General features: G+C 72.8%; 22 protein-coding genes and 2 pseudogenes. 13 read left to right on the forward strand and 11 right to left on the reverse strand.

Translation table 11 applies throughout. From position 1 onward, the window contains the following. Positions 1–31: 31 nt before the first annotated feature. The gene (locus tag ACYVO2_RS06090; RefSeq protein ID WP_461006552.1) at positions 32–1,156 is read right to left on the reverse strand and encodes an amidinotransferase; all 1,125 of its coding nucleotides are present in this window, start codon (positions 1,154–1,156) and stop codon (positions 32–34) included. Positions 1,157–1,624: 468 nt separating this feature from the next. Between ACYVO2_RS06090 and ACYVO2_RS06095 the strand changes: the two genes are divergently transcribed. Beyond that, the gene (locus ACYVO2_RS06095) at positions 1,625–2,425 is read left to right on the forward strand and encodes an MBL fold metallo-hydrolase (protein WP_461006553.1); all 801 of its coding nucleotides are present in this window, start codon (positions 1,625–1,627) and stop codon (positions 2,423–2,425) included. Positions 2,426–2,493: 68 nt separating this feature from the next. Here the strand turns inward: ACYVO2_RS06095 and ACYVO2_RS06100 are convergent, their stop codons facing one another. Further along, a complete protein-coding gene (locus tag ACYVO2_RS06100) occupies positions 2,494–3,033 on the reverse strand; it encodes a GNAT family N-acetyltransferase (protein ID WP_461006554.1) in 540 nt (179 codons plus the stop codon). Positions 3,034–3,391: 358 nt separating this feature from the next. Here ACYVO2_RS06100 and ACYVO2_RS06105 point away from each other — a divergent pair, with 358 nt between their 5' ends. The 4 genes from ACYVO2_RS06105 (at position 3,392) to ACYVO2_RS06120 (ending at position 7,572) form a co-directional block, all read left to right on the forward strand. Beyond that, on the forward strand, positions 3,392–3,748 hold the full coding sequence (locus ACYVO2_RS06105) for a PRC-barrel domain-containing protein (protein ID WP_461006555.1): 357 nt from the start codon (positions 3,392–3,394) through the stop codon (positions 3,746–3,748). Positions 3,749–3,782: 34 nt separating this feature from the next. Beyond that, positions 3,783–3,953, forward strand: a complete 171-nt coding sequence (locus tag ACYVO2_RS06110) for a hypothetical protein (protein ID WP_461006556.1) — start codon at positions 3,783–3,785, stop codon at positions 3,951–3,953. Positions 3,954–4,586: 633 nt separating this feature from the next. After that, the gene (locus ACYVO2_RS06115; protein WP_461006557.1) at positions 4,587–5,813 is read left to right on the forward strand and encodes a PP2C family protein-serine/threonine phosphatase; all 1,227 of its coding nucleotides are present in this window, start codon (positions 4,587–4,589) and stop codon (positions 5,811–5,813) included. A gap of 262 nt (positions 5,814–6,075) precedes the next feature. Then, complete coding sequence (locus ACYVO2_RS06120; protein ID WP_461006558.1) at positions 6,076–7,572, forward strand: FGGY-family carbohydrate kinase; 1,497 nt, start codon at positions 6,076–6,078, stop codon at positions 7,570–7,572. 309 nt (positions 7,573–7,881) lie between these two features. Here the strand turns inward: ACYVO2_RS06120 and ACYVO2_RS06125 are convergent. From ACYVO2_RS06125 to ACYVO2_RS06135, 3 genes and pseudogenes are all read right to left on the reverse strand, one after another. Next, positions 7,882–8,190, reverse strand: a pseudogene (locus tag ACYVO2_RS06125) (histidine decarboxylase, pyruvoyl type); the annotation flags it as partial. Further along, a complete protein-coding gene (locus tag ACYVO2_RS06130; protein ID WP_461006559.1) occupies positions 8,139–9,134 on the reverse strand; it encodes an RICIN domain-containing protein in 996 nt (331 codons plus the stop codon). The pseudogene ACYVO2_RS06125 and the gene ACYVO2_RS06130, both read right to left, overlap by 52 nt. Next, a complete protein-coding gene (locus tag ACYVO2_RS06135) occupies positions 9,131–9,433 on the reverse strand; it encodes a hypothetical protein (protein WP_461006560.1) in 303 nt (100 codons plus the stop codon). Before ACYVO2_RS06135 ends, ACYVO2_RS06130 begins: the two co-directional genes overlap by 4 nt. Before the next feature lie 1,495 nt (positions 9,434–10,928). Here ACYVO2_RS06135 and ACYVO2_RS06140 point away from each other — a divergent pair. The 3 genes and pseudogenes from ACYVO2_RS06140 to ACYVO2_RS06150 all read left to right on the forward strand — a co-directional run. Further along, positions 10,929–11,894 carry an RNA polymerase subunit sigma-70 gene (locus tag ACYVO2_RS06140; protein ID WP_461006561.1) on the forward strand — a complete coding sequence of 322 codons (966 nt, stop codon included), beginning with the start codon at positions 10,929–10,931 and terminating at the stop codon, positions 11,892–11,894. Positions 11,895–12,005: 111 nt separating this feature from the next. Further along, positions 12,006–13,490, forward strand: a complete 1,485-nt coding sequence (locus tag ACYVO2_RS06145; RefSeq protein WP_461006562.1) for an MFS transporter — start codon at positions 12,006–12,008, stop codon at positions 13,488–13,490. Positions 13,491–13,742: 252 nt separating this feature from the next. Next, positions 13,743–13,892 (forward strand): annotated as a pseudogene (locus tag ACYVO2_RS06150) (helix-turn-helix domain-containing protein); the annotation flags it as partial. Positions 13,893–14,063: 171 nt separating this feature from the next. Here ACYVO2_RS06150 and ACYVO2_RS06155 read toward each other — a convergent pair. Continuing rightward, positions 14,064–14,984, reverse strand: coding sequence for an aldo/keto reductase family oxidoreductase (locus tag ACYVO2_RS06155; protein ID WP_461006563.1), 921 nt, complete (start codon positions 14,982–14,984; stop codon positions 14,064–14,066). Positions 14,985–15,164: 180 nt separating this feature from the next. Between ACYVO2_RS06155 and ACYVO2_RS06160 the strand changes: the two genes are divergently transcribed. Next, positions 15,165–16,028 carry a LysR family transcriptional regulator gene (locus ACYVO2_RS06160; protein WP_461006564.1) on the forward strand — a complete coding sequence of 288 codons (864 nt, stop codon included), beginning with the start codon at positions 15,165–15,167 and terminating at the stop codon, positions 16,026–16,028. Between the two features lie 231 nt (positions 16,029–16,259). Here the strand turns inward: ACYVO2_RS06160 and ACYVO2_RS06165 are convergent, their stop codons facing one another. Further along, entirely contained in the window at positions 16,260–16,718 is a 459-nt protein-coding gene (locus tag ACYVO2_RS06165) for a carboxymuconolactone decarboxylase family protein (protein ID WP_461006565.1), read from the reverse strand. An 86-nt stretch (positions 16,719–16,804) separates the two neighbouring features. On the opposite strand from ACYVO2_RS06165, the gene ACYVO2_RS06170 reads away from it, so the two are divergent. Further along, on the forward strand, positions 16,805–17,680 hold the full coding sequence (locus ACYVO2_RS06170) for a sigma-70 family RNA polymerase sigma factor (protein ID WP_461006566.1): 876 nt from the start codon (positions 16,805–16,807) through the stop codon (positions 17,678–17,680). A 4-nt stretch (positions 17,681–17,684) separates the two neighbouring features. On the opposite strand, the gene ACYVO2_RS06175 is transcribed toward ACYVO2_RS06170, so the two are convergent. Both ACYVO2_RS06175 and ACYVO2_RS06180 read right to left on the reverse strand, forming a co-directional pair. Continuing rightward, positions 17,685–18,446 carry a cation transporter gene (locus ACYVO2_RS06175; RefSeq protein WP_461006567.1) on the reverse strand — a complete coding sequence of 254 codons (762 nt, stop codon included), beginning with the start codon at positions 18,444–18,446 and terminating at the stop codon, positions 17,685–17,687. Next, entirely contained in the window at positions 18,443–18,781 is a 339-nt protein-coding gene (locus ACYVO2_RS06180; RefSeq protein WP_461006568.1) for an ArsR/SmtB family transcription factor, read from the reverse strand. The genes ACYVO2_RS06175 and ACYVO2_RS06180 overlap by 4 nt, the downstream gene beginning before the upstream one ends. Before the next feature lie 299 nt (positions 18,782–19,080). Between ACYVO2_RS06180 and ACYVO2_RS06185 the strand changes: the two genes are divergently transcribed. Together ACYVO2_RS06185 and ACYVO2_RS06190 are read left to right on the forward strand one after the other, a co-directional pair. After that, complete coding sequence (locus ACYVO2_RS06185) at positions 19,081–19,830, forward strand: DUF4232 domain-containing protein (protein WP_461006569.1); 750 nt, start codon at positions 19,081–19,083, stop codon at positions 19,828–19,830. A gap of 167 nt (positions 19,831–19,997) precedes the next feature. After that, positions 19,998–20,420 carry a hypothetical protein gene (locus ACYVO2_RS06190; RefSeq protein WP_461006570.1) on the forward strand — a complete coding sequence of 141 codons (423 nt, stop codon included), beginning with the start codon at positions 19,998–20,000 and terminating at the stop codon, positions 20,418–20,420. A 125-nt stretch (positions 20,421–20,545) separates the two neighbouring features. Here the strand turns inward: ACYVO2_RS06190 and ACYVO2_RS06195 are convergent, their stop codons facing one another. After that, positions 20,546–21,232, reverse strand: coding sequence for an SDR family oxidoreductase (locus tag ACYVO2_RS06195; RefSeq protein ID WP_461006571.1), 687 nt, complete (start codon positions 21,230–21,232; stop codon positions 20,546–20,548). Between the two features lie 114 nt (positions 21,233–21,346). On the opposite strand from ACYVO2_RS06195, the gene ACYVO2_RS06200 reads away from it, so the two are divergent. Next, a complete protein-coding gene (locus ACYVO2_RS06200; RefSeq protein ID WP_461006572.1) occupies positions 21,347–21,970 on the forward strand; it encodes a TetR/AcrR family transcriptional regulator in 624 nt (207 codons plus the stop codon). A 37-nt stretch (positions 21,971–22,007) separates the two neighbouring features. Here the strand turns inward: ACYVO2_RS06200 and ACYVO2_RS06205 are convergent, their stop codons facing one another. Further along, positions 22,008–22,706: a DNA alkylation repair protein gene (locus tag ACYVO2_RS06205; protein WP_461006733.1), complete on the reverse strand. Its 699-nt coding sequence runs from the start codon at positions 22,704–22,706 to the stop codon at positions 22,008–22,010. Positions 22,707–22,767: the final 61 nt, after the last annotated feature.

Raw genomic sequence — 22,767 nt, forward strand, 5'->3', positions numbered from 1 at the left:
GGGTCCCTGCGACGGCCCCGGGACGGGACGATCAATCGAAATACGATTCGAGGACGCCGCGGCGCCGGACGTCGAGTGCCGCGCAGTGGAAGGACCCGCCGAACGGCGCGTAGTGCAGCAGGTCGCACGGGACGGGTTCGAAGCCCCAGCGTTCGAGTGCGCGCAGCATCCCGGTGTGGTGCCGCTCGGCGATCACCCTTCTCTCGTCGATCATCAAGACGTTCATGCTGAGCCATTTGCCGCACATCGAGGTGACCGCGAGCAGGCGCTCGCGGATCGGGGTGGGCTCGGGAGCGATCAGGATGTCCCAGTTGCGCAGGATCTCCGGCAGGTGGTCGACGTCGATGTACTCGGGATTGACCAGCACCTTGCCGGGCGCGAGCGGCAGGAACGTGGTGTCGATGTGCATGGGCGTGCGGCAGCGGCTCTGGATCTCGTGGATGCGATAGCCGGGCCCGAGGTGGCGGCGCAACCAGTCGATGCCCATGCGGTTGGTGACGTTGCTGGGCGTGACGAACAGGTCGCGTCCCGCCCGGACGAAGTCCGCCGCGTCGAAAACCGGCTCGAACTCGGTGAGGATGTGGCGCATGGGATCGCCCGCCTCGGGGACACGGAAGTCCGCGTCGAACAGCTCGCCGGTGAGCTGCGGTCTCGGCGCCGCCGTCCAGCGCGCCCCGCGCCGGAAGTAGTCCTTGAGGACCGTGCGGTAGGTGTGGGTCTCGAAGTACCGGCACGGCCAGGCCATCGGGGTCTCGATGATCTCGTCACCGATCACGAGCAGGCTGTCGCGCGGGCAACTGTTGCAGAAGCCCCGTGACGACCAGTCAGGGGTGCCGAATCTCCGCTTGTGGTCGACCGGGTCCGGGCGCCTCACGACGATGCCGAGGGACTCCAGGAGGGCAACGAACCGATCGAGTTCCTGCTGCGCCGGCCCGATCAGCCCGCGCGGATACCTGAAGCCGGCGGCGGCCGACTGCATCCGCGCCGCCCATGGCGGGATGTTGCAGGTCACGACCGGATGCCTGGAGGGGATCACCGCGCCGTCCAGGCGTCCGACGATCACCTCCTCCAGCGGGTCCCACTCGTTGTGGGAATTGACCGGCGAGACGAGCGGGCCCGCGGCGCTGCCGCCCCCGGCCGGGGGCACCGGCGTCACGCGCGGCCCGCGGCCCGCGGCAGGGCACCGCCGCCCGCTGCCCCCGCTGCCCTGCCCGGCCTCCGCATCGCCACCACAGCCAACCGCTCTCCACTGCAAGGTGCGGCTCAACGTAACCGACGCGTCGCCGGGAACGGGAAGGCCGGTCCGCACCGACCGCGGAAATCACCCGCCCGGCGTCTCGCGGACCGGACCGCCGACGACGCCGCGGGGACGGTGCCTGAGCGGGGCGCGGACCCGTCGGCGTGGGGGGGGAAGGGCCGGCGGGGGGAAAGGGCCGGGTGTGCCCGCCGGAGCCGGCCCGGACGAGCCGCACGCCGGTCACGGGGATGCGCCGAGGACCTTCAGTCGGTGGCGTATGTCCAGGTGGTCGGTGGGTTCGTCCAGGACGGGCAGCGCCGGTCGAAGGAGTGAGCTCCGGGGCGACCCGCCTGCTCGTGGGCCGTCCTCGGGTGACACCATCTGGGGATGCCCCCCTCCATCCAGGTCGGCCCGTACACCGTCATCGCGCTCGCCGACGGCGTGGGCCCCTTCTTCTCCCCCAGGTCGGAGGCGTTCCCCGGCGCCACCACCGAGCAGTGGGCGGCGGCCGACCGGTTCGATCCCGGCGCGCGCGACGCCGACGGGCGCTGGCGGCTCCAGTTCCGCGCGTTCGCGATCCGCAGCGATCAGGGCGTGACGCTGGTCGACGCGGGGATCGGCCCGGCCGACAGCCCGGCGGCCTCGTGGGCGCCCGTACCCGGGGTGCTCCCGGCTTCGCTGGCCGCCGCGGGTATCGAACCGTCCGAAGTGGACACCGTGGTGCTCACGCACCTCCACACCGACCACGTGGGCTGGGCCGTCGTCGGAGAGCAGACTCGGCCGTTCTTCCCGAACGCCGAATACCTGTTGCAGCAGGCCGAACTCGACGCGATCGAGGAGCTCAACCCGCAACTGCGGTCCGCTGTGATCGACCCGCTCAGGAAGACCGATCAGCTACGACTGCTCGACGGCGACACCCCGCTGCGCGGCGGGGAGCGCGTGTCCGCCACGCCCGGTCACACGCCCGGGCACCAGAGCGTGCTCGTCACGTCCGGGCGCGAGCAGGTCGCCGTCACCGGCGACCTGCTCGTGCACGCGATCCAGTTGCTCCATCCCGAGATCGCCTACGCACACGAGATGAACCCTGAGCAGGCAAGGGCCTCGAGGGAACAGGTGCTCCACAGCCGGGCCGCCGACACCCTCTACCTGGCGACTCCGCACCTGACCGAGCCGTTCATCGCCCGCTGACCCACCCGGCGGGCCGGTCCTTTCCGCGAGCACGTGCGGCCGCTCGGCCGCGTGTACTCGGAGGTCGTTCAGTTCGGCAGCTTCGCCGCGTAGACCCAGTCGAGGCCGTCGTATCCGGTTCCGTCGAGGTGCTCCGCTCGGGTCAGGCCGGCACGGATCGCCACTCGTTGGGAGGCGATGTTGGCCGGCCTGACACGGGCGATCAGCGGCAGGTCGGGAACGTGGCGGGAGGCCCAGGTGGTGACCGCGGTGGCGGCATCGCCGGCGTAGCCCCGGCCCCAGGCGGAGGTGGCGAAGCGGTAGAAGAGGTTGAGGACCTCCATGCCGTGCAGGTCCATGGGCTTGATCCCGCAGAAACCCAGCCGCTGATCGGAGCCATGGCACCGGACGACCCAGTACCCGTATCCGCACCGCTGCCACTGGTCGTCCCAGCGTCGATAGAGTTCCCCGGCCTCGTCGAGCCGGGCGAGCGCGTCGGAGGGATTGTGCAGGCAGGTCTCGGGATCATGATGGATCGCGAAGATGGCGTCGATATCGGCTTCGGTCGGACGCCGTAGCGACAGCCTGGCGGTCCGCAGCTCCTCGGCCGGCGGATTCCGGTCCCTCATGCCGAGGATCGTAGGGCAGGGTCAGGCCGCCCTGGCGGGATGCTCGGGCCAACCGCGCATCGGTGGGTCGGGCGCGAAGGTCGTCTTCGATTCGGTGCGGGCGTTTGCGCCAAGGGGCGTGGACGGCGCCGACGGGGGTAGGCGGTCGACGGGTTCGGCCGGATGGGGCTGCCCCTGATGAGCGCGGTGAGCCTTGATTTCGCGCAGGAGCACGCCCCGCCCGGAGACAGGCACAGCGGTGAGCGGGTGGAGGGCAGAGGCTTTCCGACAGCACCAGTGAGTAAAGGGTTGTGGAATTCAGCGGGCTGCGAACTGCCTCCGGGCGGTTCGCGGCGCAACGGTCTTGGGAAGGCACATCGTGATCCACGCAGCGGATATTCGCGAGTGGCGCAATCAGAGCGTCGTCGATGTGAAGGGCCGCAAAATCGGCGTGCTGGAAGCGATCTATGTGGACACCAGCAGCGACGAGCCGGCCATGGCCACGGTGCGTATCGGACTGCCGACTCGTCACCAATTGGCCTTCGTGCCGCTCGACGAGGTCACCCTCGGTCCGGACTACGTCCGCGTCCGCTATGACAAGGCGCTGGTGAAGAAGGCGCCGTCGATCGGCATGGACGACATCCTGCCCGCCGAGGCAGAGAAGGAGATCTTCGCGCACTACGGTCTGGCCTACCAGCCGGGCGCCGGCGGCGAGCGTCAACTCGCTCGCCGCTGACTGTTCCGATCGGTTCGGAGGGGTTGTTGGCTTCATGGCACTTTTCCTGTTTCTCGTCCTGGTCGCCGTCGTGCTGGGAATTGTCGGAGTGGCCGCGGAAGGGGTGGGCTATCTGCTCTTCGTCGGCATGGCGGTCCTCGTGGCCGCGCTGGTGTTCATCGGCGTGCGCTGGTCCCAGCGCTCCGGTCGCCGGCCCGTCCGCTAGTCCTCCGAGTAGTCCTCCGAGTCAGGAGTTCGGTTCGGATGCGCGGGGTTGCGGAGCGGTTCCCGCCGAAGAGCGAGAGTGCCGCGAGAAGGAACCCGGACAGGCATCCGGCTCCACCGGTCGCCTCCTCATCGGCGACCATCCCGTCTCGAACCCGGCCGGCGCCGGCGCAAACCCGCCACGACCAGATCCTGATGATGGACGGCGCGCACAGGAAGGAAAAGGACGCGCAGAGATCGAGGGCGGACAAACACCGCCGGCCGGAGGAGGCGCGCCGGACCGCGGCCGCGGTGACCGGCCTCACCTCCTCGCACCCGTGAGCGAAACCTGAGGGGGCCCGCCGCCCCGGCCCGGGCGCCCTCGTCCGCGGCGGCGGTCCGGCGGTGCCGCCCCGCGGCATGGCCGGTCCCCCGCCCGGCCGCCCCGGCGTTCGCCGGGCCGCCGGGGCTTCCGATGCCCCTTGCGGCGGCATGCGCGCGCGTCGCAGGGCCGGTCGGTGCGGTAACTGGGATAATCGGGACACAGCCCGGTCGTCGCCGTGCGGCGCGGCGCCGTCGGCGGGTGTGGTGCCGCGGGCGCCGCGCGAGGTGTCGGACGCCGCCGGGGAGGCGCGGGCCGAGGAGGGAGTCCCGGGTGGTGCCGGAGACCGACCACGCGGCTGTGTTCGCCGCCGCGCCCAACCCCTATCTACTGCTGGGGCCGGACCTGGTGGTCGCGGACGTCAACGACGCGTATCTGGAGGTCACGGGCCGGACCCGGCGGGACGTCCTCGGCAGGCACGCCGTCGACGCCTTCCCCGGAGCCGTGGAGGACGCCGACACGGACGGAGTGCCGTCGCTCCGGGCGTCGCTGGAGCAGGTCCTCGCCACCCGCCGGGCCCGGACCATGCCGCTGCGGAAGTACACCGTCGAGGTCCCGGACCGGCCCGGGGTGTACGAGGAGCGGTGGTGGTCGCCGTCCCACACGCCCGTCCTGGGCACGGACGGCACCGTCGCGTGGATCATCCACCGTGTCGAGGACATGACGGACTTCGCGAAGGCGTACCGGGCCGGGGGGCGGAGCGAGCCGGTGCGGGAGCTGGAGGCGGAGTCGTACGTGCGGGCCCGTGAGCTGCTGCGGCTGAACGAGGAGCTGCGGCGGGCGCACGAGCGGGAGCGCCAGGTGGCCATGACGTTGCAGGAGGCCATGCTCCAGGCCCCGGACCTGGCCCGGCACCGCAACATCGCCGTGCGCTACCTGCCCGCCACCGGGTCGCTCAACATCTGCGGTGACTGGTACGACGTGGTCGACCTGGCGGCCGACCGCTTCGCGGTGGCCGTCGGCGACGTCATCGGCCACGGCCTGGACGCGGCCGCCGTCATGGGCATGCTCCGGAGCGCCCTGAGCGCCGCCGTCCGTGCCGTGGAGCGGCCCGCGCAGGCGCTGGAGGTGCTGGGCCTGTACGCGAGGTCCATCGAGGGGGCCATGGGCACCACCGCGGTCAAGGCACTCATCGACATCCGCAGCCGGCTGATCATGTACAGCAGCGCGGGGCATCCGCCGCCGGTGCTGGCCCATCCCGGTGGGGGCTACGAGCTGCTGGACCAGGCCACCGACCCGCCCCTGGGCGTCCGCCCGGTGCACGTCCCCCGCCCCCAGGCCAGCCTGCCCTACAGCCCGGGCGACACCCTGGTGCTCTACACCGACGGCCTCATCGAACGCCGCGGTGAGGACATCGACGTCGGCCTGCGCCGCCTGACCGACACGCTCGCCCGGTGCGGCGAGCTGGACAGCGGCTCCCTCGCGGACGCGCTGCTGGACGGCCTCGGCGTCGGCGACGGCGGCCGCGACGACATCGCCCTCGTCGTCATCCGCCTCTGACCGCTGTCTCCGGCTGCCGCCCGCGGCCGCCGCGCGGACGCGCCGGTCCGCGCCGGGAGTGCCGGGGGTGAGGACTCCGCTCGGCGGCACCCGTGCTGCTCGCGGACGTACGCCGCTACCATGCCGACCGTGACCCGTGGGACCCGCGCGAAAGCGCCCGGCGCGCCGCGCGGCACCCGGGCAGGCCCGGACGGCTGACGCCCGACCGGCCCCGGCGGCCGGCATCGCGGGCATGTCACACCCACCGCTCCCGAGGAGCCCCATGACCCTGTTCCTCGGTGCCGACATCGGCACCTCGAGCTCCAAGGGCGTGCTCGTCCGCCCCGACGGCACCCTGGTCGCCCGGGCGGTCAGGGAGCACCGCACCTCCACCCCGCACCCCGGCTGGTTCGAGCACGACGCGCAGGCCGTGTGGTGGGACGACTTCACCGCCCTGTGCGCCGAACTCCTCGCGCTCGCCCCAGGCGGCGAGCGGCCCGCCGCCGTCGGTGTCAGCGGGATCGGCCCCTGCCTGCTGCCCACGGACGCCGGAGGCGCGCCGCTGCGCCCGGCGATCCTGTACGGCGTGGACACCAGGGCCGGGCGGCAGGTCGCCGAGCAGACCGCCCGCTACGGCGAACGGGCCGTGCTGGAGCGCTGCGGCTCCGTCCTCACCAGCCAGGCGGTCGGCCCCAAGCTCGCCTGGCTGCGGCAGCGCGAGCCGGACGTGTACGCGCGCACCCGCCGCTGGTTCATGGCCGGCTCCCACCTCGTCCACCGGCTCACCGGCGCCTACGTCCTGGACCACCACTCGGCGAGCCAGTGCGCCCCGCTGTACGACCTGCGGCGGGGCGCCTGGATCGAGGAGTGGTGCGAGGAGATCGCCCCCGGCCTCGAGTGGCCGCGGCTGGTGTGGCCGAGCGACGTCGCCGGCACGGTCACGCCCGCGGCGGCGGCCGCCACCGGCCTGCCCGCGGGCATCCCCGTGGTCGCCGGGACAGTGGACGCCTGGGCGGAGGCCACGGGCGTCGGCGTGACCGCCCCCGGCGATCTGATGCTCATGTACGGGACGACGATGTTCCTGGTCAACGTGGTCGCCGAGCCCATGCCCACGCCCGGTCTGTGGTCCACGGCGGGGGCGTTCCCCGGCACGTACTGCCTGGCGGCCGGGATGGCCACCTCGGGAGCGGTCACCGCGTGGCTGCGCGACCTGACCGGGGCGTCGTTCGACACCCTGGTGGGCGAGGCGTCGGCGCTGCCGCCGGGTGCCGAGGGGCTGCTGATGCTGCCGTACTTCGCCGGGGAGCGCACCCCGCTGTTCGACCCCGACGCCCGCGGCCTCGTCCTCGGCCTCACCCTGCGGCACGGCCGCGGCCACCTGTACCGCGCGGCGCTGGAGGGGACGGCCTTCGGCGTGCGGCACAACCTGGAGGCCATGGCCGACGCCGGCGCCGGCAGCCGCCGCCTGGTGGCCGTGGGCGGCGGTGCCCGGAGCCTGTGGACCCGCGTCGTCTCCGACGTGACCGGCCGGCCCCAGGACCTGCCCCGGCACACCGTCGGCGCGGCCTACGGGGACGCTTTCCTGGCCGCCGTGGGAACGGGCGCCGCGGACCCTCGCGACATCGCCGACTGGAACCCGGTCGAGACGACCGTCACCCCGGACCCGTCGCACGCCGGAGTGTACGACGAGCTGTACCGGCTCTACCGGGAGCTGTACCCGGCGACCCGGACGGCGGCCCACGCCCTGGCCGCCCGCCAGCTCCGGGACACGGAGGGCTGACGCCACGGCGGCCGTGCGACGAGGCCGCCGGGCGGGCCGGGCCACGGCGGTGACGGGCGGAGCGGGCGGCCGCGAGGGGCCCCGGTCGCACTCCCGTGGTACACGGGCCGAGTCCGGAATGCGCCACCGCGGCGGGTCCGCGACGCTCGCACTGTGCGCGAAGCCGTCATGGGGCGCCGGACGCGTCCGCGGCGTGGTCGTCAGGTGTCCTCGGAGGGTGGCACGACGACCTCCCGGTCGGTGAACGGGTAGCGCAGCGGCGCCTGGTCGGGCCAGGCGGCCTGTTCCCAGTCGCCGGCTGCTCTTGTTGGCGCAGACGACGTGGGCGCCGGGGAGCGGCGGATGACGCGGTGTGCGGGCGGTTCCGAACAGCCGGTAGGTGGCGTCGAGCAGCGGGGTGGCGTCGTGGACCGGGAGGTCGTCCCCGTCCGGGAGCAGGGAGGAGACGCTGAAGAGGAGAATCGCGTACGCCCGCACCCACACCCGCGGCAGCACGCCGACCGGCTGGGACGCCGACCGGGAACACCGTGGCCGGGGCGCCCGGCTCCGCGCCCCGGCCGGTGTGGTCACACTCGCTGGCGCGTGAAGCGCTGGTTGGCGTTGCCGGTGTAGGTCCATTGGGAGATGCGGGCTCCGTCGGCGGTGGAGTACTCCCAGACGTCCATGGCCAGGCCGCTGGCCCGGTTGACCAGGCTGACCGTGCCGTCGCCGTGCTCGACGAGCCTCCACTGCTGGGCGGCGGCGCCGGTGTCGGGCTGCTGGGTGATGTCGGCGCCGCCTTCGTTGCCGGCGGCTTGGAGCACCAGGCCCGAGTGGCGGGCCTTGATGCGGACGTGGCCGTCGCCGGTGTCGAGGAACTGGAACTGCTGGTTGAGTCCGCTGCCGGACGTCCACTGGATGAGCCTCGCCCCGGCCGCGGTGGACGCCTCGTTGACGTCGGCCGCCTTGCCGCTGTGCTGGACGACCAGGCGGTGGTGGGCCGGGCCGTTCGATTCCCCGACGAACTCCCAGGTGGTGCCGCTGCTCTGGGCGTCGGAGGGGAGGCGGTCGCGTGCGGCGGTGTCGTCGTAGAGGCTCCAGCGCATCCAGTCCAGGAAGGTCCTGACGTTGCGGGTGTCGCCGAAGAAGTTGCTGTGGCCCCCGCCGAGGAAGGTGAGGAACCCCTTGGGCGCGGGCAGTTCGGAGTACGCCTGGCGGGCCGAGGAGATGGGGCAGGTGGTGTCCCGGTCGCCGTGGATGAACAGGACGTTGGCGGAGACCGCGCTGCTGGGGTTGCCCATGTCCACGCAGGACATCGGGATCGCGGCTTTGACCCGGCTGTCCGGCCACGCCGTCAGCAGGCCGTGGGTGGTCATGCCGCCCATGGAGTGGCCGGCCACACCGACGCCGGCCGCTGTGTCGATGTGACCGGCCAGCGGACCGCTGCCGCTGTTCAGCGCGAGGGTCTGGGTGAGGATCTCGGAGACGTCCTTGGACATGTTGCCGTTGTTGACGTCGGTCATGTTGAACTGGAAGTGGGGGCCGGGGACGATGAAGCCCGCCGCGGCCAGGGGGCGGATCACCGCCTCGGAGTTCTGCGGGCTACTGCCGTAGCCGTGGGTGAACTCGCAGACCGGGAAGACCCGTTGGCGACCGGCGCGTTGGTGACGGGGCTGCCGCCGGGGGTGCCGGTGGCCGGGTAGTAGACGTAGGTGGTCAGCCGCCGGCTGCCCCGCGTCCAGTCGTACCGGCGCACGCCCACGGCGTACGGCTGGGTGGGGGCGGTGCCCGCGGACGCCTGCCCGGCGCCGAGCAGGGACACGCCCGCGCCCATCGCCGTGGCGGCGCTCAGGCCCAGGAAGGTGCGTCGTTGCATCGACACGATGACTCCTTGTCGGTCGTTGGCGCATGGTGGGTTCGGCCGTCCGTGGCGGGCCGACCCCGATGAGCCGGGGCGGCCCGCCATGGGTTCGGTGCGGTGCGCAGCCGGTTGATCCACTGGTGCGGGGCACGGGCGCGTTCGCGGGGCCACGGGTGTCGCGGCCACCCGGCACCGCGAGAAGGAACACGGCCGGCCTGCGCGTCTTTACGGATTCCGGTCGAGTGTGTGCGGCTCCTTCAGATGGGCTGACAGAGGCTCGCGCATCCCGGAGTCAGCTTTTGAAACGATTCATCACAGGAGACGCGTAAAGGGGGACCTGAGTCGCGCATGGGGGTGTGGGAACGTTCCCATTGGAGGCTAGGTGCGGCGCGGCAAGGGCGGCAAGACTCGTGCACGGACCGGATGTGGGAAACAGTTCGGATGAGTGGGATTGAGTTGCTCAGTGATCATCACCAAATTCCTGCATCGAACGATTCGCGCCAGCGCGGCAGTGGTCACCACTTGACGAAAAGCGGCTTTGAACTGCTTCAATGCTGATCAATCCCCACGTCCACGCTCTGTAGACGTGGCGGAATTAATACCTTGCCGCGCGCCGAGGGACTCAGTACAGTCCCCCAACTACCAACAGAAACGAAAACACGGACGGCGCTTTCCGGCATCGCGGCCACGAGCCGCACGGGCCGAGAGGAGACTTCACGCCAGCCGACCCGACACGCCAATCCCGCGACTCCCCGGCCTCCCCCAGTGGTGCCCTCTCCGACGACCGCGCGGAGGCCAACGCTTGCCATGGGCGCGCCGGTCCGAAGTCGCGCCGTGACGATGCCGACGCTCCGTCAAGCGAACGCGAGGCATCCGGGGAACCGGTCCTCACGGCCTGGACGGCTGCCAGGATCGCCTGGCGACACACGCCCCGCAGCCTGCCCGCCGACGACCGGCGAACCGCTGGGCCCCGAGGTGGTCTCACCGCGGTGGAAGCCCGGCCCCGGCCCGGCCGGACACCTTGGGCCCCGCACGGGCCACCAGCCGGTCCGGCGCAGCGGAGCCACTCACCCACGGGGTCTGACCACCGAAGACGGCGGCCGTCACGCTGAATGGCGAGAGTGATGGCGCGAGGACGGGGTGGCCGCAGGTCACGGTGGCGCGGGCGGCGGGCGGCGGCATCCCGAACCTGCCGTCGAAGTCGGCGTCGTCCAGGGACCGGGGGCGGCCGGCCGCGTCCGCCGCGCCTGCTCGCGCGGCAGCCGGTCGCCGTCGGGGTGCACCGCCGTGTTCTCCTCCGCCCCGCCCCCGTACCGGGTGCCGACCCGCCGTGGAGGTCCCGAGGGTCCGTGCCGAGCGGCGCCGAGCCGGTGTGCACGCTGCCCGACCGGGCTGGGATCGCACCTCCGGAGCGTTCCTCCGGCGCAACGCGGCGGTGGGCGCGACGAGTTTTGGGGGCGCCGGGTGTCTCACTGGTGGGGGCGTCCGTGTCCCCGGAGTCTTGGAGGTGGTGTGTGTGGCCAGAGCGTCCGGAGCGGGGACCGTGGTGGATCGCTCGCTCGGCGAGGGACTCGAAGCGCTTCGGCGGCCGGTGTTCGGGTACTGCTACCGAATGCTCGGCTCGGTGCACGAGGCCGAGGACGCGGTGCAGGAGACGATGGTCCGGGCGTGGCGCGGCCTGCCGGGGCTCGCGGATCCGTCCGGGCTGCGGCCGTGGGTGTACCGGATCGCCACCAACGTCTGCATCGACGCGGCGCACGACCGGCGCGGCCGGGCGCTGCCGATGGACCTGGCCGCCGCGGGTGACGCGCGGGGTGAGCTGGGGCCTGCGCTGCCGGAGGCGACGTGGGTGTCGCCGGTGCCGAGCCGGCTGGTCGAGGTGGGCGATCCGCTGGAGCGGGTGGTGTCGCGGGAGTCGGTGCGGCTCGCGTTCGTGGCGGCGCTGCAACACCTGCTGCCGCGCCAGCGCGCGGTGCTGATCCTGCGTGATGTGCTGTGCTGGCGGGCGGCCGAGGTGGCGGCGCTGCTGGACACCAGCGTCGACGCGGTGAACAGCACCGTGCGGCGGGCGCGGGCCGCGCTGGCGGCGGCGCGGCGCGGGGAGGCCGGGCCGCCGGGCGGGAGCGAACCGGTCGATCCCCGGCTGCTGGAACGGTACGTCGACGCGTTCGAGCGGTTCGACATCGACCGCATCGTGGCGCTGCTGCACCAGGACGTGGTCGTCTCGATGCCGCCGTTCGCGTTCTGGCTGCGGGGCCGGGAGGCGTTCGGCACCTGGCTGGAGACCGGCGGCCGTGGCTGCGCGAACGCGCGGCTGCTGTCCACCGAGGCCAACGGGTGCCCGGCCGTGGCGCTGTACCGCCGGGGTGCCGACGGGCTGCTCGAGCCGACGGCCATCCAGGTCCTCGAGTGGCGGGACGGCCGGATCACCGCCCTGCACGCGTTCCTCGACCCCGCCCTGTTCGACGTCTTCGGGCTGTAGCGGCCCGGCCGGGTCGGTCGGTCGGCGGGCCCGGCCGGGCCGAGGGGCCGCGCCGGAAAGTCGTCGCGGCGGTCGCGACGACTTTCCGGCCTCGCGCCGGTTCTAGCGGGCATGGTCAACGTCAACACAGCGGCCGATCCGCTGATCCGTCCCGTCCGCCGCCGCCCGGTCCGTCCCGGAGTGGTCCTCGCGCTGGTGTGCAGCGCCCAATTCATGATCTCGCTCGACATCGCCATAGTGAACGTCGCGCTGCCGTCGATCCAGGCCGACCTCGGCCTGGCGCCGACCGACCTCCAGTGGGTGGTGATCACCTACGGGCTGCTGCTCGGCGGGCTGCTGCTGCTCGGCGGGCGCGCGGCGGACCTGCTCGGACGCCGGCGGGTGCTGCTCACCGGAATGGGCGTGTTCACCGTTTCGTCGCTCGTCGCCGGTCTCGCCGGCACGTTCGAGTTGCTGGTCGCCGGCCGCGCGGGCCAGGGGGTGGGGGCGGCGCTGGCCGCTCCGGCGGCGCTGGCGATCCTGGTCAACACCTATCCCGAGGGCGCCGAGCGGACCAAGGCCCTGGGTGTGCTCGGCGCCGTGGGCGGCAGCGCGGCGTCCTTCGGCGTCGTGCTCAGCGGGGTGCTGACCGCCGGGCCCGGCTGGGCGTGGATCTTCTTCGTCAACGTGCCGATCGGCCTGGCCCTGCTCGTGCTGGTCACCGGCTTCGTCCCGGCCGACCGGCCCGGCGACCGGGGCGGCGCCCGGGGCCGGTTCGACGTCCTCGGCGCGGTGGCGGTCACGGCGGGGCTGATGGCCGTGGTGTACGCCATCAACAGAAGCGTCGACCACGGCTGGACCTCCGCCGCGACGATCGGGTTCCTGGTGGCCGGCCTGGTCCTGCTCGCGGCGTTCGTGCTCGTCGAGCGCTCCGCCGCCGCGCCGCTGATGCCGCTGTCGATGTTCCGCAGGCCCACCCTCAACGCCGCGAACGCCGTCGCGGCGCTGGTGTTCGGCGCGTTCATCGCGACGATCTTCCAGGCGTCCCTGTTCATGCAGCAGGTGCTGGGCTACTCCGCGCTGCGCACCGGTGTCGCCTACCTCGCCATCGCCATGACCTCCGTCGTCGCCGCCGCCGGGATCGCGCCCCGCGTCCTGGGGCGACTGGGCCCCGGCTCGGCGCTCGCGATCGGCCAGGGTTCCTCGGCGGCCGGGCTGCTGCTGCTCGCGCGCGCCCCTGAGGACGCCGGGTACTGGCCGCACCTGTTCCCCGCCATGATCCTGATCGGCGTCGGCGTCGGCCTGTCGATGGTCGCGGTGCAGGTGGCGGCGTTCATCGGCATCCCGCCCTCGGTCAGCGGCCTCGCCGGCGGAATGGTCGAGACCTCCAGGGAGATCGGCGGCGCGCTGGGGACGGCGATCGTCGCCTCGGTGGCCATCGCCGCCACCGACGACCTGCTCGCCACAGGCACCCCCGCGGGCGCGGCGCTCACCGAGGGGTTCCAGCGAGGGTCGCTCGTCGCCGCCGGCCTCAACCTGGCGGGCGTCCTCCTCGCGCTCGTCGTGCTGCGCCGCGCGGAACGCACCCGCCCCGCGGCGGCCGCCCCGACCGGCTGAGGGGAGACGGCCGCGGGGCTCACGGGCGGCACAGCCGTCCCGGGGCGGGCCGGTGCCCGTGCCCGGCCGGGCGCCCGCCCCGGGGCGGTACCCGGGGCGGGCCCTGGCCCGCGCCCGGCTCACCCCGGTCGGCGCTCGGGCCGTCCCGGTCACCCGTATCCACGCCCGCAGGATCCGACCCGGACGGGCCGGGCAGCCCCTGCCCGGTGGCTGAGCCGGAGCGGCTCGGCGCCGAGCCGCTCACAGATCACGGTGCTGCGCGAGTGGCGCCGCGACGCGCATCTCGTCGCGCTCGCGGACAACCGCCTCGGGCCGTGGGAGTGCGACGTCATGCAGACCGCGACGGGCCGCCTGCCCATGGCGATCACTCCTGCGACCCGCCGGTGGAACGACGAGGAGTGGGCCGAAGGCCAGCCCGCCGACCGCGACCACAGCCCGGCGAGTGGCGCCCGTCCCGCACGCCGAACCGCGCCCCCGGCGCGGTGGAGCCGCCTTGCGGTGACGCCACCGCGCGCGGCGGTATGTGCGGACACGCCCCTCGGTCACCGGCGGGGAGGCGAGGCCCGCACCGCGTCACCCGCCACTGGCCCCTGGTCCGGCCGCGGGCGGGGTCGTGTCCGGCCGGTGGCCGATCTTGTCCAGCTCGGCGAGGTCGTCGTCGGAGAGCGAGAGTGCGGCGCCGGCGGCGTTCTCGCGCAGGTGCGCCACCGAGGAGGTGCCGGGAATGAGCAGGATGTTCGGTGACCGCCGCAGCAGCCAGGCCAGGGCGACCGAGATCGGCGTCGCGTCCAGCCGGGTGGCCACGGTGGTCAGCGCCGTGGACTGAAGCGGGGTGAAGCCGCCGAGCGGGAAGAAGGGCACATAGGCGATGCCCTTGTCGGCGAGGTCGTCGATCAGTTCGTCGTCCTGGCGGTTGGCGAGGTTGTACATGTTCTGCACACATACGATCGGCGCGATCGCCTGTGCCTCGGCGACCTGTTCCGCCGTCGCGTTGCTCACTCCGAGGTGTCGGATCAGGCCCTGCCGCTGGAGTTCGACGAGGGTCTCGAAGGGCTCGGCGAGCGAGCCGGGCCGGGGGCCCCGGGCGTCGCCGAGCCGGAGGTTGACCACGTCGAGCGAATCGAGGCCGAGGTCCTCGAGGTTCTCGCGGACGGCGCGGCGCAGGTCCTCGGGCTGCCGGGCGGGGGGCCAGCCGCCCTGCCGGTCGCGGACCGCGCCGACCTTGGTCACGATGTGCAGCGACGCGGGACGGGGGTGCAGCGCTTCGCGGATCAACCGGTTGGTGACGCGTGGTCCATACGCGCCGGCGGTGTCGATGTGGGTGATCCCGAGGGCGGCGGCCTCGCGCAGTACGGCGAGCGCGCCGTCGTGGTCGGCGGGCGGGCCCATGACCCCGGGGCCGGCGAGTTGCATGGCGCCGTAGCCGAAGCGGGTGACGGTCAGATCGCCCATGGTCCAAGTGCCGCCGGGCAGTGCCGCGGGGGGTGTGTTCATGCCTGTGTCTCTCCTGCCGAGCCGGATACCGGAGAGGGCTGCCTGCCACGCGGTGTGCCGGCCACCGGCGCGGAATTCGTCTCGCCCTGCGTCGATGTTCGCTCGCCGGCGAGCGGCGCATCCAATACCGGAGCGGTGCGCTGTCATACCCGGCGGGTATCACCGGGGTACGCTGTGGCCGTGGACACCTTGGAGACCCGCGAGCTGCGGTACTTCATCGCCGTCGCCGAGGAACTGCACTTCGGCCGCGCCGCCGAGCGCCTGGGCATGGCCCAGCCACCGCTGTCGCGGGCGATCCAGCAGCTCGAGCGGCGCCTCGGCGTCCGTCTGCTGGAGCGCGACCGCCGCGGCGTCGCCCTGACCGGCGCCGGGGAGATGCTGCTGCAAGAGGGCCGCGCGGCGCTCGACGCGACCACCGCCGCCGCCCGCCGCACCCGTCGCGCCGGTGGCGCCGACCGGCCGGGCGGCGCCCGCAACCGCCTGGTGCTGGCGGTGAAGGCCGGCGCGTCCCACGAGCTGCTGCACAAGCTCCTCCACGCCTACGCGGCCGAGCCCGGCGCCGCCGAGGTCGAGGTGCTGCCGAGCGGCACCTGTGAGCAGGAGGAGATGCTGCGCGACGGCCGCGCCGACGTGGCGCTGATGCACGCGCCGTTCAACTCCCTGGCCGGGTTCGACAGCGAGGAGCTGATGACCGAGGGGCAGATCGCCATCCTGCCCGCCGGGCACCCCCTGGCCGCGCGCACGTCCCTGTCCCTGGCCGACGTCAGCGAGATCCCGGATCTTCCGCTCGCCCGCTGGGCCCGCCACGGCACCTACCCGCCCGGCCCGGGCCCCGAGATCCACGACCAGACGCAACTGGCCCAGTTGATCGCCCTGGGACGCACCGTGGCCATCTTCCCCGACTCCGCCCGCGCCTGGCTGTGGGCCGAGCACACCGCCGTCCCCCTGAGCGACGCACCCCCCGTCGTCACCCACATCGCCTGGCCCGCGCACAGCCGCTCCCTCGCCCTCGCCGGGCTGATCCGCACAGCCACGCGGCTGTGACCCTCTCGCCCCCTCCCGTCGAGCGGCTTCGCCCGCGGCCGCCCCACTGGAGGGGTTCCCCGCGGACATCTGCCGCCCTCTCCCGCGCCGCTTGGCTTGCGCGCTGTTCAGGCGCCCCTTCGGAGCCGGTCGGCCGCCGCGGCGCCGTCCGGCGTCCCCCGCCACCGCCGACCGGGGGCCGACCGGTCCGGCCGGTGCGAGCGGCGGCTGGGACGCCGGGCCGGGTCGGGCTCAGCCCCAGGTCCGGCCGGCCGGTTCCTTGATGGTGCGGTTGATGCGGTTGAAGAAGTTGGTCAGCGCGATCTCCAGGTTGATCGCGCCGATCTGCTCCTCGGTGAAGTGGGCGTTGGCCTCGTCCCAGATCTCGTCGGTGACTCCCCGCGCGCCGTCCTGTAGCCGGGTGGCGGCCTCGGCCAACGCCAGTGCCGCGCGCTCCGCGTCGGTGTAGAACGGCGCCTCACGCCACGCCGCCGCGTTGTGCAGCCGCTCGTCGGTGTCACCCACCTTCTTCCCCGCGGCGGCACTGGCGTGAACGCACGCCGAGCAGCCGTTGATCTGGCTGACGCGCAGATGGACCAGCGCGAGCAGCTTCGGATCGACGCCCCCGGCGGCGATCGCCTTCTGGAGGTGCTGGATCGCGGTCCACACATCGGGGTTGTTCGTGTTCTTGTTCTTGAGCCGGTTCTCCATGCGGGAGTGCTCCCCCTCATCGGGTTACGTTGCGGGGCGTTTGCCCGTCACCCCTATGACGGAGCAGCTTCGAGGAAGGTAACAACATGCCCGGTACCCATTCCGCGGATCCGATCGTCGAAGCCTTCGAGGCCCAGCGTGACCGGCTCCGAGCCGTCGCCCACCGCCTGCTCGGATCACACGCCGACGCGGAGGACGTGGTCCAGCAGGCGTGGCTGCGTCTGTCCCGCCAGGACGCCGGCACCATCGACAACCTCGGCGGCTGGCTGACAACCGTGGTCGGCCGCATCAGCCTCGATGTCCTGCGGTCGGGCCGGACCCGCCCGGAAGTCTCCCTCGACGACGAGCCGGCCGAACGCACCGTGACGCTCGACGACGCCCCTGCTCCGGAGGACCTCGTGGCACTCGGGGACTCCGTCGGCCTCGCGCTGGTGACGGTCCTCGACTCGCTGCGCCCGCACGAACGGCTGGCGTTCGTGCTGCACGACGTGTTCGCCGTGCCCTACGAGGAGATCGGCGCCATCCTCGGCAAATCCGCCGACGCGACCAAAATGCTGACCAGCCGCGCCCGCAGGAAAGTGCGGGCCGCCCAGCAGCCGGCACCTGCCGGGCGACGACAGCGCGAGGTGGTCCAGGCCTTCCTGGCCGCGGCCCGCAACGGTCGGTTCGAGCAACTGCTCCAGCTTCTCCACCCCGAGGTGGAGTTCACCGTCCACGCCCCGAACGGCCGGTTCGTCACGCTCGGGGCCACCGAAGTCGCCACCCGCGCGCAACTGGCCGGCAGAGCAGCGCGCGCACACGCGGCGACCGTCAACGGGCGCCCCGGCGTCGTCTCCTGGAGCGAGGACGGCACCCCGCTGTCCCTCCTGGTCTTCACCGTCGCCGACGATCGCATCACCGGGATCACCGCTGTGATCGACCCGGCCGAACTCGCGCTCATGAACCTGCCGGCCCCGGTGTGAGTCCCTACCGGGTGCCGTGCGCCTCCGACCGGGGCGGCGGGTCCTGGTCGGCGCTGTCGCAGCAGTCGCAGCCGGGACGGCAGCCGCACCCGTCCGTCTCGGCGGCGGTGGACGGTGCCACCGCGGTGGCGGGGGCCGCGCAGCAGCCCTTGCCGTGCCAGGCGTCGCGGCCTTCCTTGACGGCGATGGCGGCGATGGTCAGGGCGGCGATGGGGTCGGCCCAGGACCAGCCGAGGGTGGCGTTGAGGAGCAGACCGGCCAGGAGGACGGCCGAGAGGTAGGTGCACAGCAGGGTCTGCTTGGAGTCGGCGACCGCGGAGGCGGAGCCGAGTTCGCGTCCGGCTCCGCGCTGGGCGGCGGACAGGAACGGCATCACGGCCAGGGACAGGGCGGCGAGCGTGATGCCCGGGATGGAGCGCTCGGCCTCGCCGGTGCCGGTCAGGGCGCGGACCGCGTCGAAGGTGACGTAGGCGGCGAGGGCGAGGAAGGAGACGGCGATGATCCGCAGGGTGGTCTTCTCGCGGGCCTGGCGCAGCGCGTGGTCGCGGGCGGAGAACTGCCAGGCGACCGCGGCGGCGGAGCAGACCTCGATGACGGAGTCGAGCGCGAAGCCGATCAGCGCGGTGGAGTTCGCCAGCGTTCCGGCGGTGAAGGCGACGATCGCCTCGATGGCGTTGTAGGTGATGGTCGCGGCGACCAGCAGGCGTATGCGGCGGGTGAGCACCTCGCGCCGGGCCGGTGAGGGCCCCAGGGAGATCGCGGTCATTCGCAGCAGTCCTCGGTCGGGGCGTCGGGGCAGGTCTTGTCCACCTCGACCGCGACGACGGCGGTGCGCAGGTCGTCGAGTGCGTGGCCGAGGCGGGGGTCGGCCAGTTCGTAGCGGGTGCGGCGGCCGTCGGGGGTGGCGACGACCAGGCCGCAGTCGCGCAGGCAGGCGAGGTGGTTCGAGAGTCTGGTGCGGGAGACGCCGAGGGCGTCGGCGAGGTCGGCTGGGTAGGCGGGGGCCTCGCGCAGGGCGAGCAGGATCCGGCAGCGGATCGGGTCGGCGAGCGCGCGGCCGAACCGGGCCAGCACCTCGATGTCGGAAGCAACGGTCAGCACGGCATGAGAGTACAGGTTTTGCTGAATTCAGGAAACCGTGTCGGATGGTGGCGGACTTGGACGGCTCGCCCGGTGCCGGGGAGGGGGTCGGCGGCCCGACCGCTTCCAGCGAGTCCGCCGGTCCCGGGTGCGGCAGCCGGGTTCGGCGCGGTGGTGCCGGAAGTGTCGCTTCCGTGTCTTCGATCTGTAACGGCGCCTGGTTGTACGTGAGTTCGATGTCGCGGGCGGTACATGCTGATCAAGCTGTTCGCGTCGTTCGCGAACGGACGTATGCCAGTCGACAGCCACAGGGAATCGTGATGCGCTCCTTCCGCAAGACCACCCGCCACTGGAAGCTCGGCACCCTGAGCATGGTCGCCGCCGCGCTCCTGGCGACCACGGCCTGCGAGTCGGGGGACGACACGGCCGGTGACGCCGCCTCCCCGAAGCCCACCGCCTCCTCCCCCGCATCGGCCCAGCCGGGGGGTTCCGGCAACACCGGCGGCACGGGCGGCGAGGCGGGCACCACCGGGGGCGACAGCGGCGGCACCGGCGGCGAGACGGACGGCACGTCGGGCGGCGGCGACACGGACGGCAGCGCGACGGGCGGCGGTGAGGATGCCGCCGAAGGGGACGCCTGCACCGACGCGAACACCGACGTGACCGCGGAGTTCGCCCTGCCCGCCCACAAGGACGACTCGAAGCTGCTGCTCACCGTCACCAACACCGGGGACAAGGCCTGCCGTCTGTTCGGCCATCCGGCGGTCAAGTTCGGCGAGGCGCAGTCCGTGCCGCCGGCCTTCGAGGACTCCAAGCCGCAGTCCGTGGTGGTCCTCGACCCCGGCGGCGAGGGCTACGCGGGCGTGCTCGCCAACCGGAGCAAGCCGGACGCGACCACCGAGACGACCCTGACGGTGGCCTTCCAGGGCGAGAACATCGGTGACGACACGGGCGAGGCCACGGCCGTCGAACTGCCCTCGGCGGAGGGCGTGGTCGTGGACGACTCGATCCGGGTGACCTACTGGCAGAGCGACTCGGAGAGCGCCGTGTCGCCGCTGTTCTCCGGCTGACACGCGGTGAGACGGCACCTCAGCCGGTGCCGGGTTCGCCCTTCACGGTGACGCCGTGGGCGCGGGGCTGCGGAGGACGGGGATTCGGAATGCACCCCCGCCTTTTCTCTCCGAAGCGGTGGACCGCCTCTTTGTTCGTGCAGTGGTGATGCCCGTTTCACGCACCCATGAAATTCATCAGGCGGACGGCCGTGGTGGCGTGCGCGACCGCGACGGCGGTCATGGCGTTCTCCGCGCCGGCCAGCGCCGCCACCACGCTGAGTTGCCATGCCAACGGGCCGGCCGACACGGGCCGCGGCTGCGACATGACGACCGAGGCGTACGGCTCCTGCACCTACTACGCGAGTGGTGGTGTCAAAGGTGGCCATCGGGCATACGCAGGTGGTTTCGACGCGTCGGAGCGCGATCTCCGCGTGAACGGCTCTTCATGGAATTGCACCACCGCCGACCCGATCAAGGTGACCACCGGTTGCGGTGACACCGTGCCGGGCGACTGGACCTTCAAAGACGTGCGCGATGTGAAGGTCTACAGTTGCCGGATCAACAGCGCCAGTGCGGTTTCGTCGTGCGCCAAGGCGACCTTTTACTGAAGGTTGCCCGTGGTGGCTCCTCGCCCTCGCGGGGAGGGTGTGTGATGACGAGTCCGGTGCCCTGGTGGCCGCCGTCGGCGGTGGTCGTCGTCTCGCCGACGGCGGCCTTGGCGCCGGTCGGGCGTTCACGCCGGGTTCGGCGCCGGGGCCAGGCTCTGCTTGACGAGCCGGGTGATGTCGTCGGCGAGGATCTCGGGCAGGCCCTGCTCGATGGCGTCCAGGGCTTGGGCGGCGACGTCGGCGGGGTCGGCCTTCCGGTCGGCCGGGACGGCACGGGCCATGTCGGTGTCCATGTACCCGACGTGCAGTGCCGAGACGGTGATGCCGCGGGGCGCCAGCTCCTCGCGGGCGGCGTCGGTCAGCGCCCACGCGGCGGCCTTGGCAGCCGCGTAGGCACCGAGGTCGGCGGGGTGCAGCCAGGACAGCACGGACAGGACGTTGAGCACGGCGCCGCCGCCGTTGCCCTCGATGACCGGAGCGAAGGCCCGGGTCACGGCGAGCGGCCCGAAGAAGTTGGTCTCCATCTCCAGGCGCACCGCTTCCGGATCACCGGCGAGCAAGGGGGTGCCGGTGGAGATCCCCGCGTTGTTCACCAGCAGTGTCGCGTCGGAGGCGATGCGCGCCGCGGAGCGGATCGACTCCTCGTCGGTCACATCCAGACGGATCGGGGTGACCCCGGGCAGGTCCACGCTCTCGGGGCGGCGCGCCGCCGCGTAGACCTTGGCTCCCCGGTCCAGAAGCTGGGTGGCCAGCCGCCGTCCCAGCCCTCGGTTGGCTCCGGTGACCACGGCGACCGCGTCGTTGAGTTCCATGTCCGCTCCCTGCTCTGCTGTGGCCCGGGGGCCGGGCCCGCCCATTAGATTACGACTGCAATCTAATTGGAGTCTAGGATAGATGGCAACCGACATCCAACCGGGAGGTGGCCGATGGGTCGCGTATCACAGACGCAGGCGCGGGAGAACCGGCAGCGGGTCGTGGAGACCGCCTCCCGGCTGTTCCGCGAGCAGGGCACCCATGTCAGCGTCGCCGACCTCATGAAGGCCGCCGGACTGACCCACGGCGGCTTCTACAAGCAGTTCGCCTCCAAGGACGCGCTCGTCGACGAGGCCACGGCTCACGCGTTCAACGAACTCGCCCAGGTGCACCGGGCCGGTCTGGAGCGGCACGCCGGGCAGCGCGAGGCCGCCCAGCGCGAGCTGATCGAGACGTACCTCTCCGTCGAGCACCGCGACAACGCGGCGAAGGGCTGCCCCGTCGCCGGGCTCGCCGCCGACATGGCGCGGGCCGACGGCAACCACGAGGCACACCGCGTCTACGCCGAGGGCGTGCGCGCCTTCGCCGACGCGCTCGCCACCGACGACCGCGACGGCATCACCCGGCTGTGCACCATGCTCGGAGCCCTCCTCCTGGCCCGCGCCACCAAGGACTCCCCGCTCTCGGAGGAGATCCTCACCACCGCACGCGCGGCCCTGACGGCAGGCGGCCGATCCATCGGGGAGACGCTCGGCCCGCCCGGTTCCACAGGGACGCCGCGCCTCGTCGAGGAGTGACGCGTTCACCGCCGGCGCGACCGAGGAACCACCGGCCCTAGAGGTGTTTCAGCGCCTCGCGCACCGACAGCGGCGACAGGCGGTCGCGGTGCCCGGCCACGTAGTCCCGTACGGCGGCCGGATCGGTCTTCGCGTACTCGCGCAGGGCCCACCCGACCGCCTTGCGCACGAAGAAGTCCCGGTGGCCCGCCTGCGCGGTGCAGTAGGCGAACAGCCGGTCCGCGTCCGTGCGCTCCTTGTACCGGAGCTGGTGCAGCAGCGCCGTCCTGACCACCCACATGTCGTCGTCCGTGATCCACTCGTCCATCACGGCGGGCAGCGCGCGGTCCGCGGCCACGAGCGGCCCCACGACGTGGGCGGCCAGCAGGTCCACCGTGTCCCACCAGGGCTTGACGGTGATCAGTCGCCGCACGACCGGCAGGAGCGCGGACGAGCAGCGGCCCGCGTGGCGGCGCAGGTAGTCCACCGCGAAGTACTGGTACTCCCGCTCCGGCAGCGCCCAGCAGCGCAGCGCGATCGCGGCGCAGTCCGCCTCCGAAGGGCGGGCGGTGCCGTCGAGCACGCGCCGCGACAGGGCCCGCCGCTCGGTGGTGGACATGCCGAGGAACGGGAACTGCCCGCGCATGTAGGCGCTCGCCCCGGCGGCATGCTCGGCGTTCCCCGCCGCCGCGTAAACGGGCGTGAGCCGCGCCAGCACCTGATCGGCGAGAGCACTGGCGGGCAGGTCAGCGGGCATGCCCGGGGACGGGCTGCCGATGGAGTCAGCCGTCTCGATCACGTCCCCCATCCTGACACGC

Source organism: Streptomyces capparidis, from assembly GCF_054782095.1.

What these genes read in the sequence shown, in the direction of transcription:
- ACYVO2_RS06095 (WP_461006553.1), top strand. Translation starts at nt 1,625, where the DNA reads ATGCCCCCCTCCATCCAGGTCGGCCCGTACACCGTCATCGCGCTCGCC.
- ACYVO2_RS06100 (WP_461006554.1), bottom strand. Translation starts at nt 3,033, where the DNA reads ATGAGGGACCGGAATCCGCCGGCCGAGGAGCTGCGGACCGCCAGGCTG.
- ACYVO2_RS06110 (WP_461006556.1), top strand. Translation starts at nt 3,783, where the DNA reads ATGGCACTTTTCCTGTTTCTCGTCCTGGTCGCCGTCGTGCTGGGAATT.
- ACYVO2_RS06120 (WP_461006558.1), top strand. Translation starts at nt 6,076, where the DNA reads ATGACCCTGTTCCTCGGTGCCGACATCGGCACCTCGAGCTCCAAGGGC.
- ACYVO2_RS06145 (WP_461006562.1), top strand. Translation starts at nt 12,006, where the DNA reads ATGGTCAACGTCAACACAGCGGCCGATCCGCTGATCCGTCCCGTCCGC.
- ACYVO2_RS06155 (WP_461006563.1), bottom strand. Translation starts at nt 14,984, where the DNA reads ATGAACACACCCCCCGCGGCACTGCCCGGCGGCACTTGGACCATGGGC.
- ACYVO2_RS06165 (WP_461006565.1), bottom strand. Translation starts at nt 16,718, where the DNA reads ATGGAGAACCGGCTCAAGAACAAGAACACGAACAACCCCGATGTGTGG.
- ACYVO2_RS06170 (WP_461006566.1), top strand. Translation starts at nt 16,805, where the DNA reads ATGCCCGGTACCCATTCCGCGGATCCGATCGTCGAAGCCTTCGAGGCC.
- ACYVO2_RS06175 (WP_461006567.1), bottom strand. Translation starts at nt 18,446, where the DNA reads ATGACCGCGATCTCCCTGGGGCCCTCACCGGCCCGGCGCGAGGTGCTC.
- ACYVO2_RS06185 (WP_461006569.1), top strand. Translation starts at nt 19,081, where the DNA reads ATGCGCTCCTTCCGCAAGACCACCCGCCACTGGAAGCTCGGCACCCTG.
- ACYVO2_RS06190 (WP_461006570.1), top strand. Translation starts at nt 19,998, where the DNA reads ATGAAATTCATCAGGCGGACGGCCGTGGTGGCGTGCGCGACCGCGACG.
- ACYVO2_RS06195 (WP_461006571.1), bottom strand. Translation starts at nt 21,232, where the DNA reads ATGGAACTCAACGACGCGGTCGCCGTGGTCACCGGAGCCAACCGAGGG.
- ACYVO2_RS06200 (WP_461006572.1), top strand. Translation starts at nt 21,347, where the DNA reads ATGGGTCGCGTATCACAGACGCAGGCGCGGGAGAACCGGCAGCGGGTC.
- ACYVO2_RS06205 (WP_461006733.1), bottom strand. Translation starts at nt 22,706, where the DNA reads ATGCCCGCTGACCTGCCCGCCAGTGCTCTCGCCGATCAGGTGCTGGCG.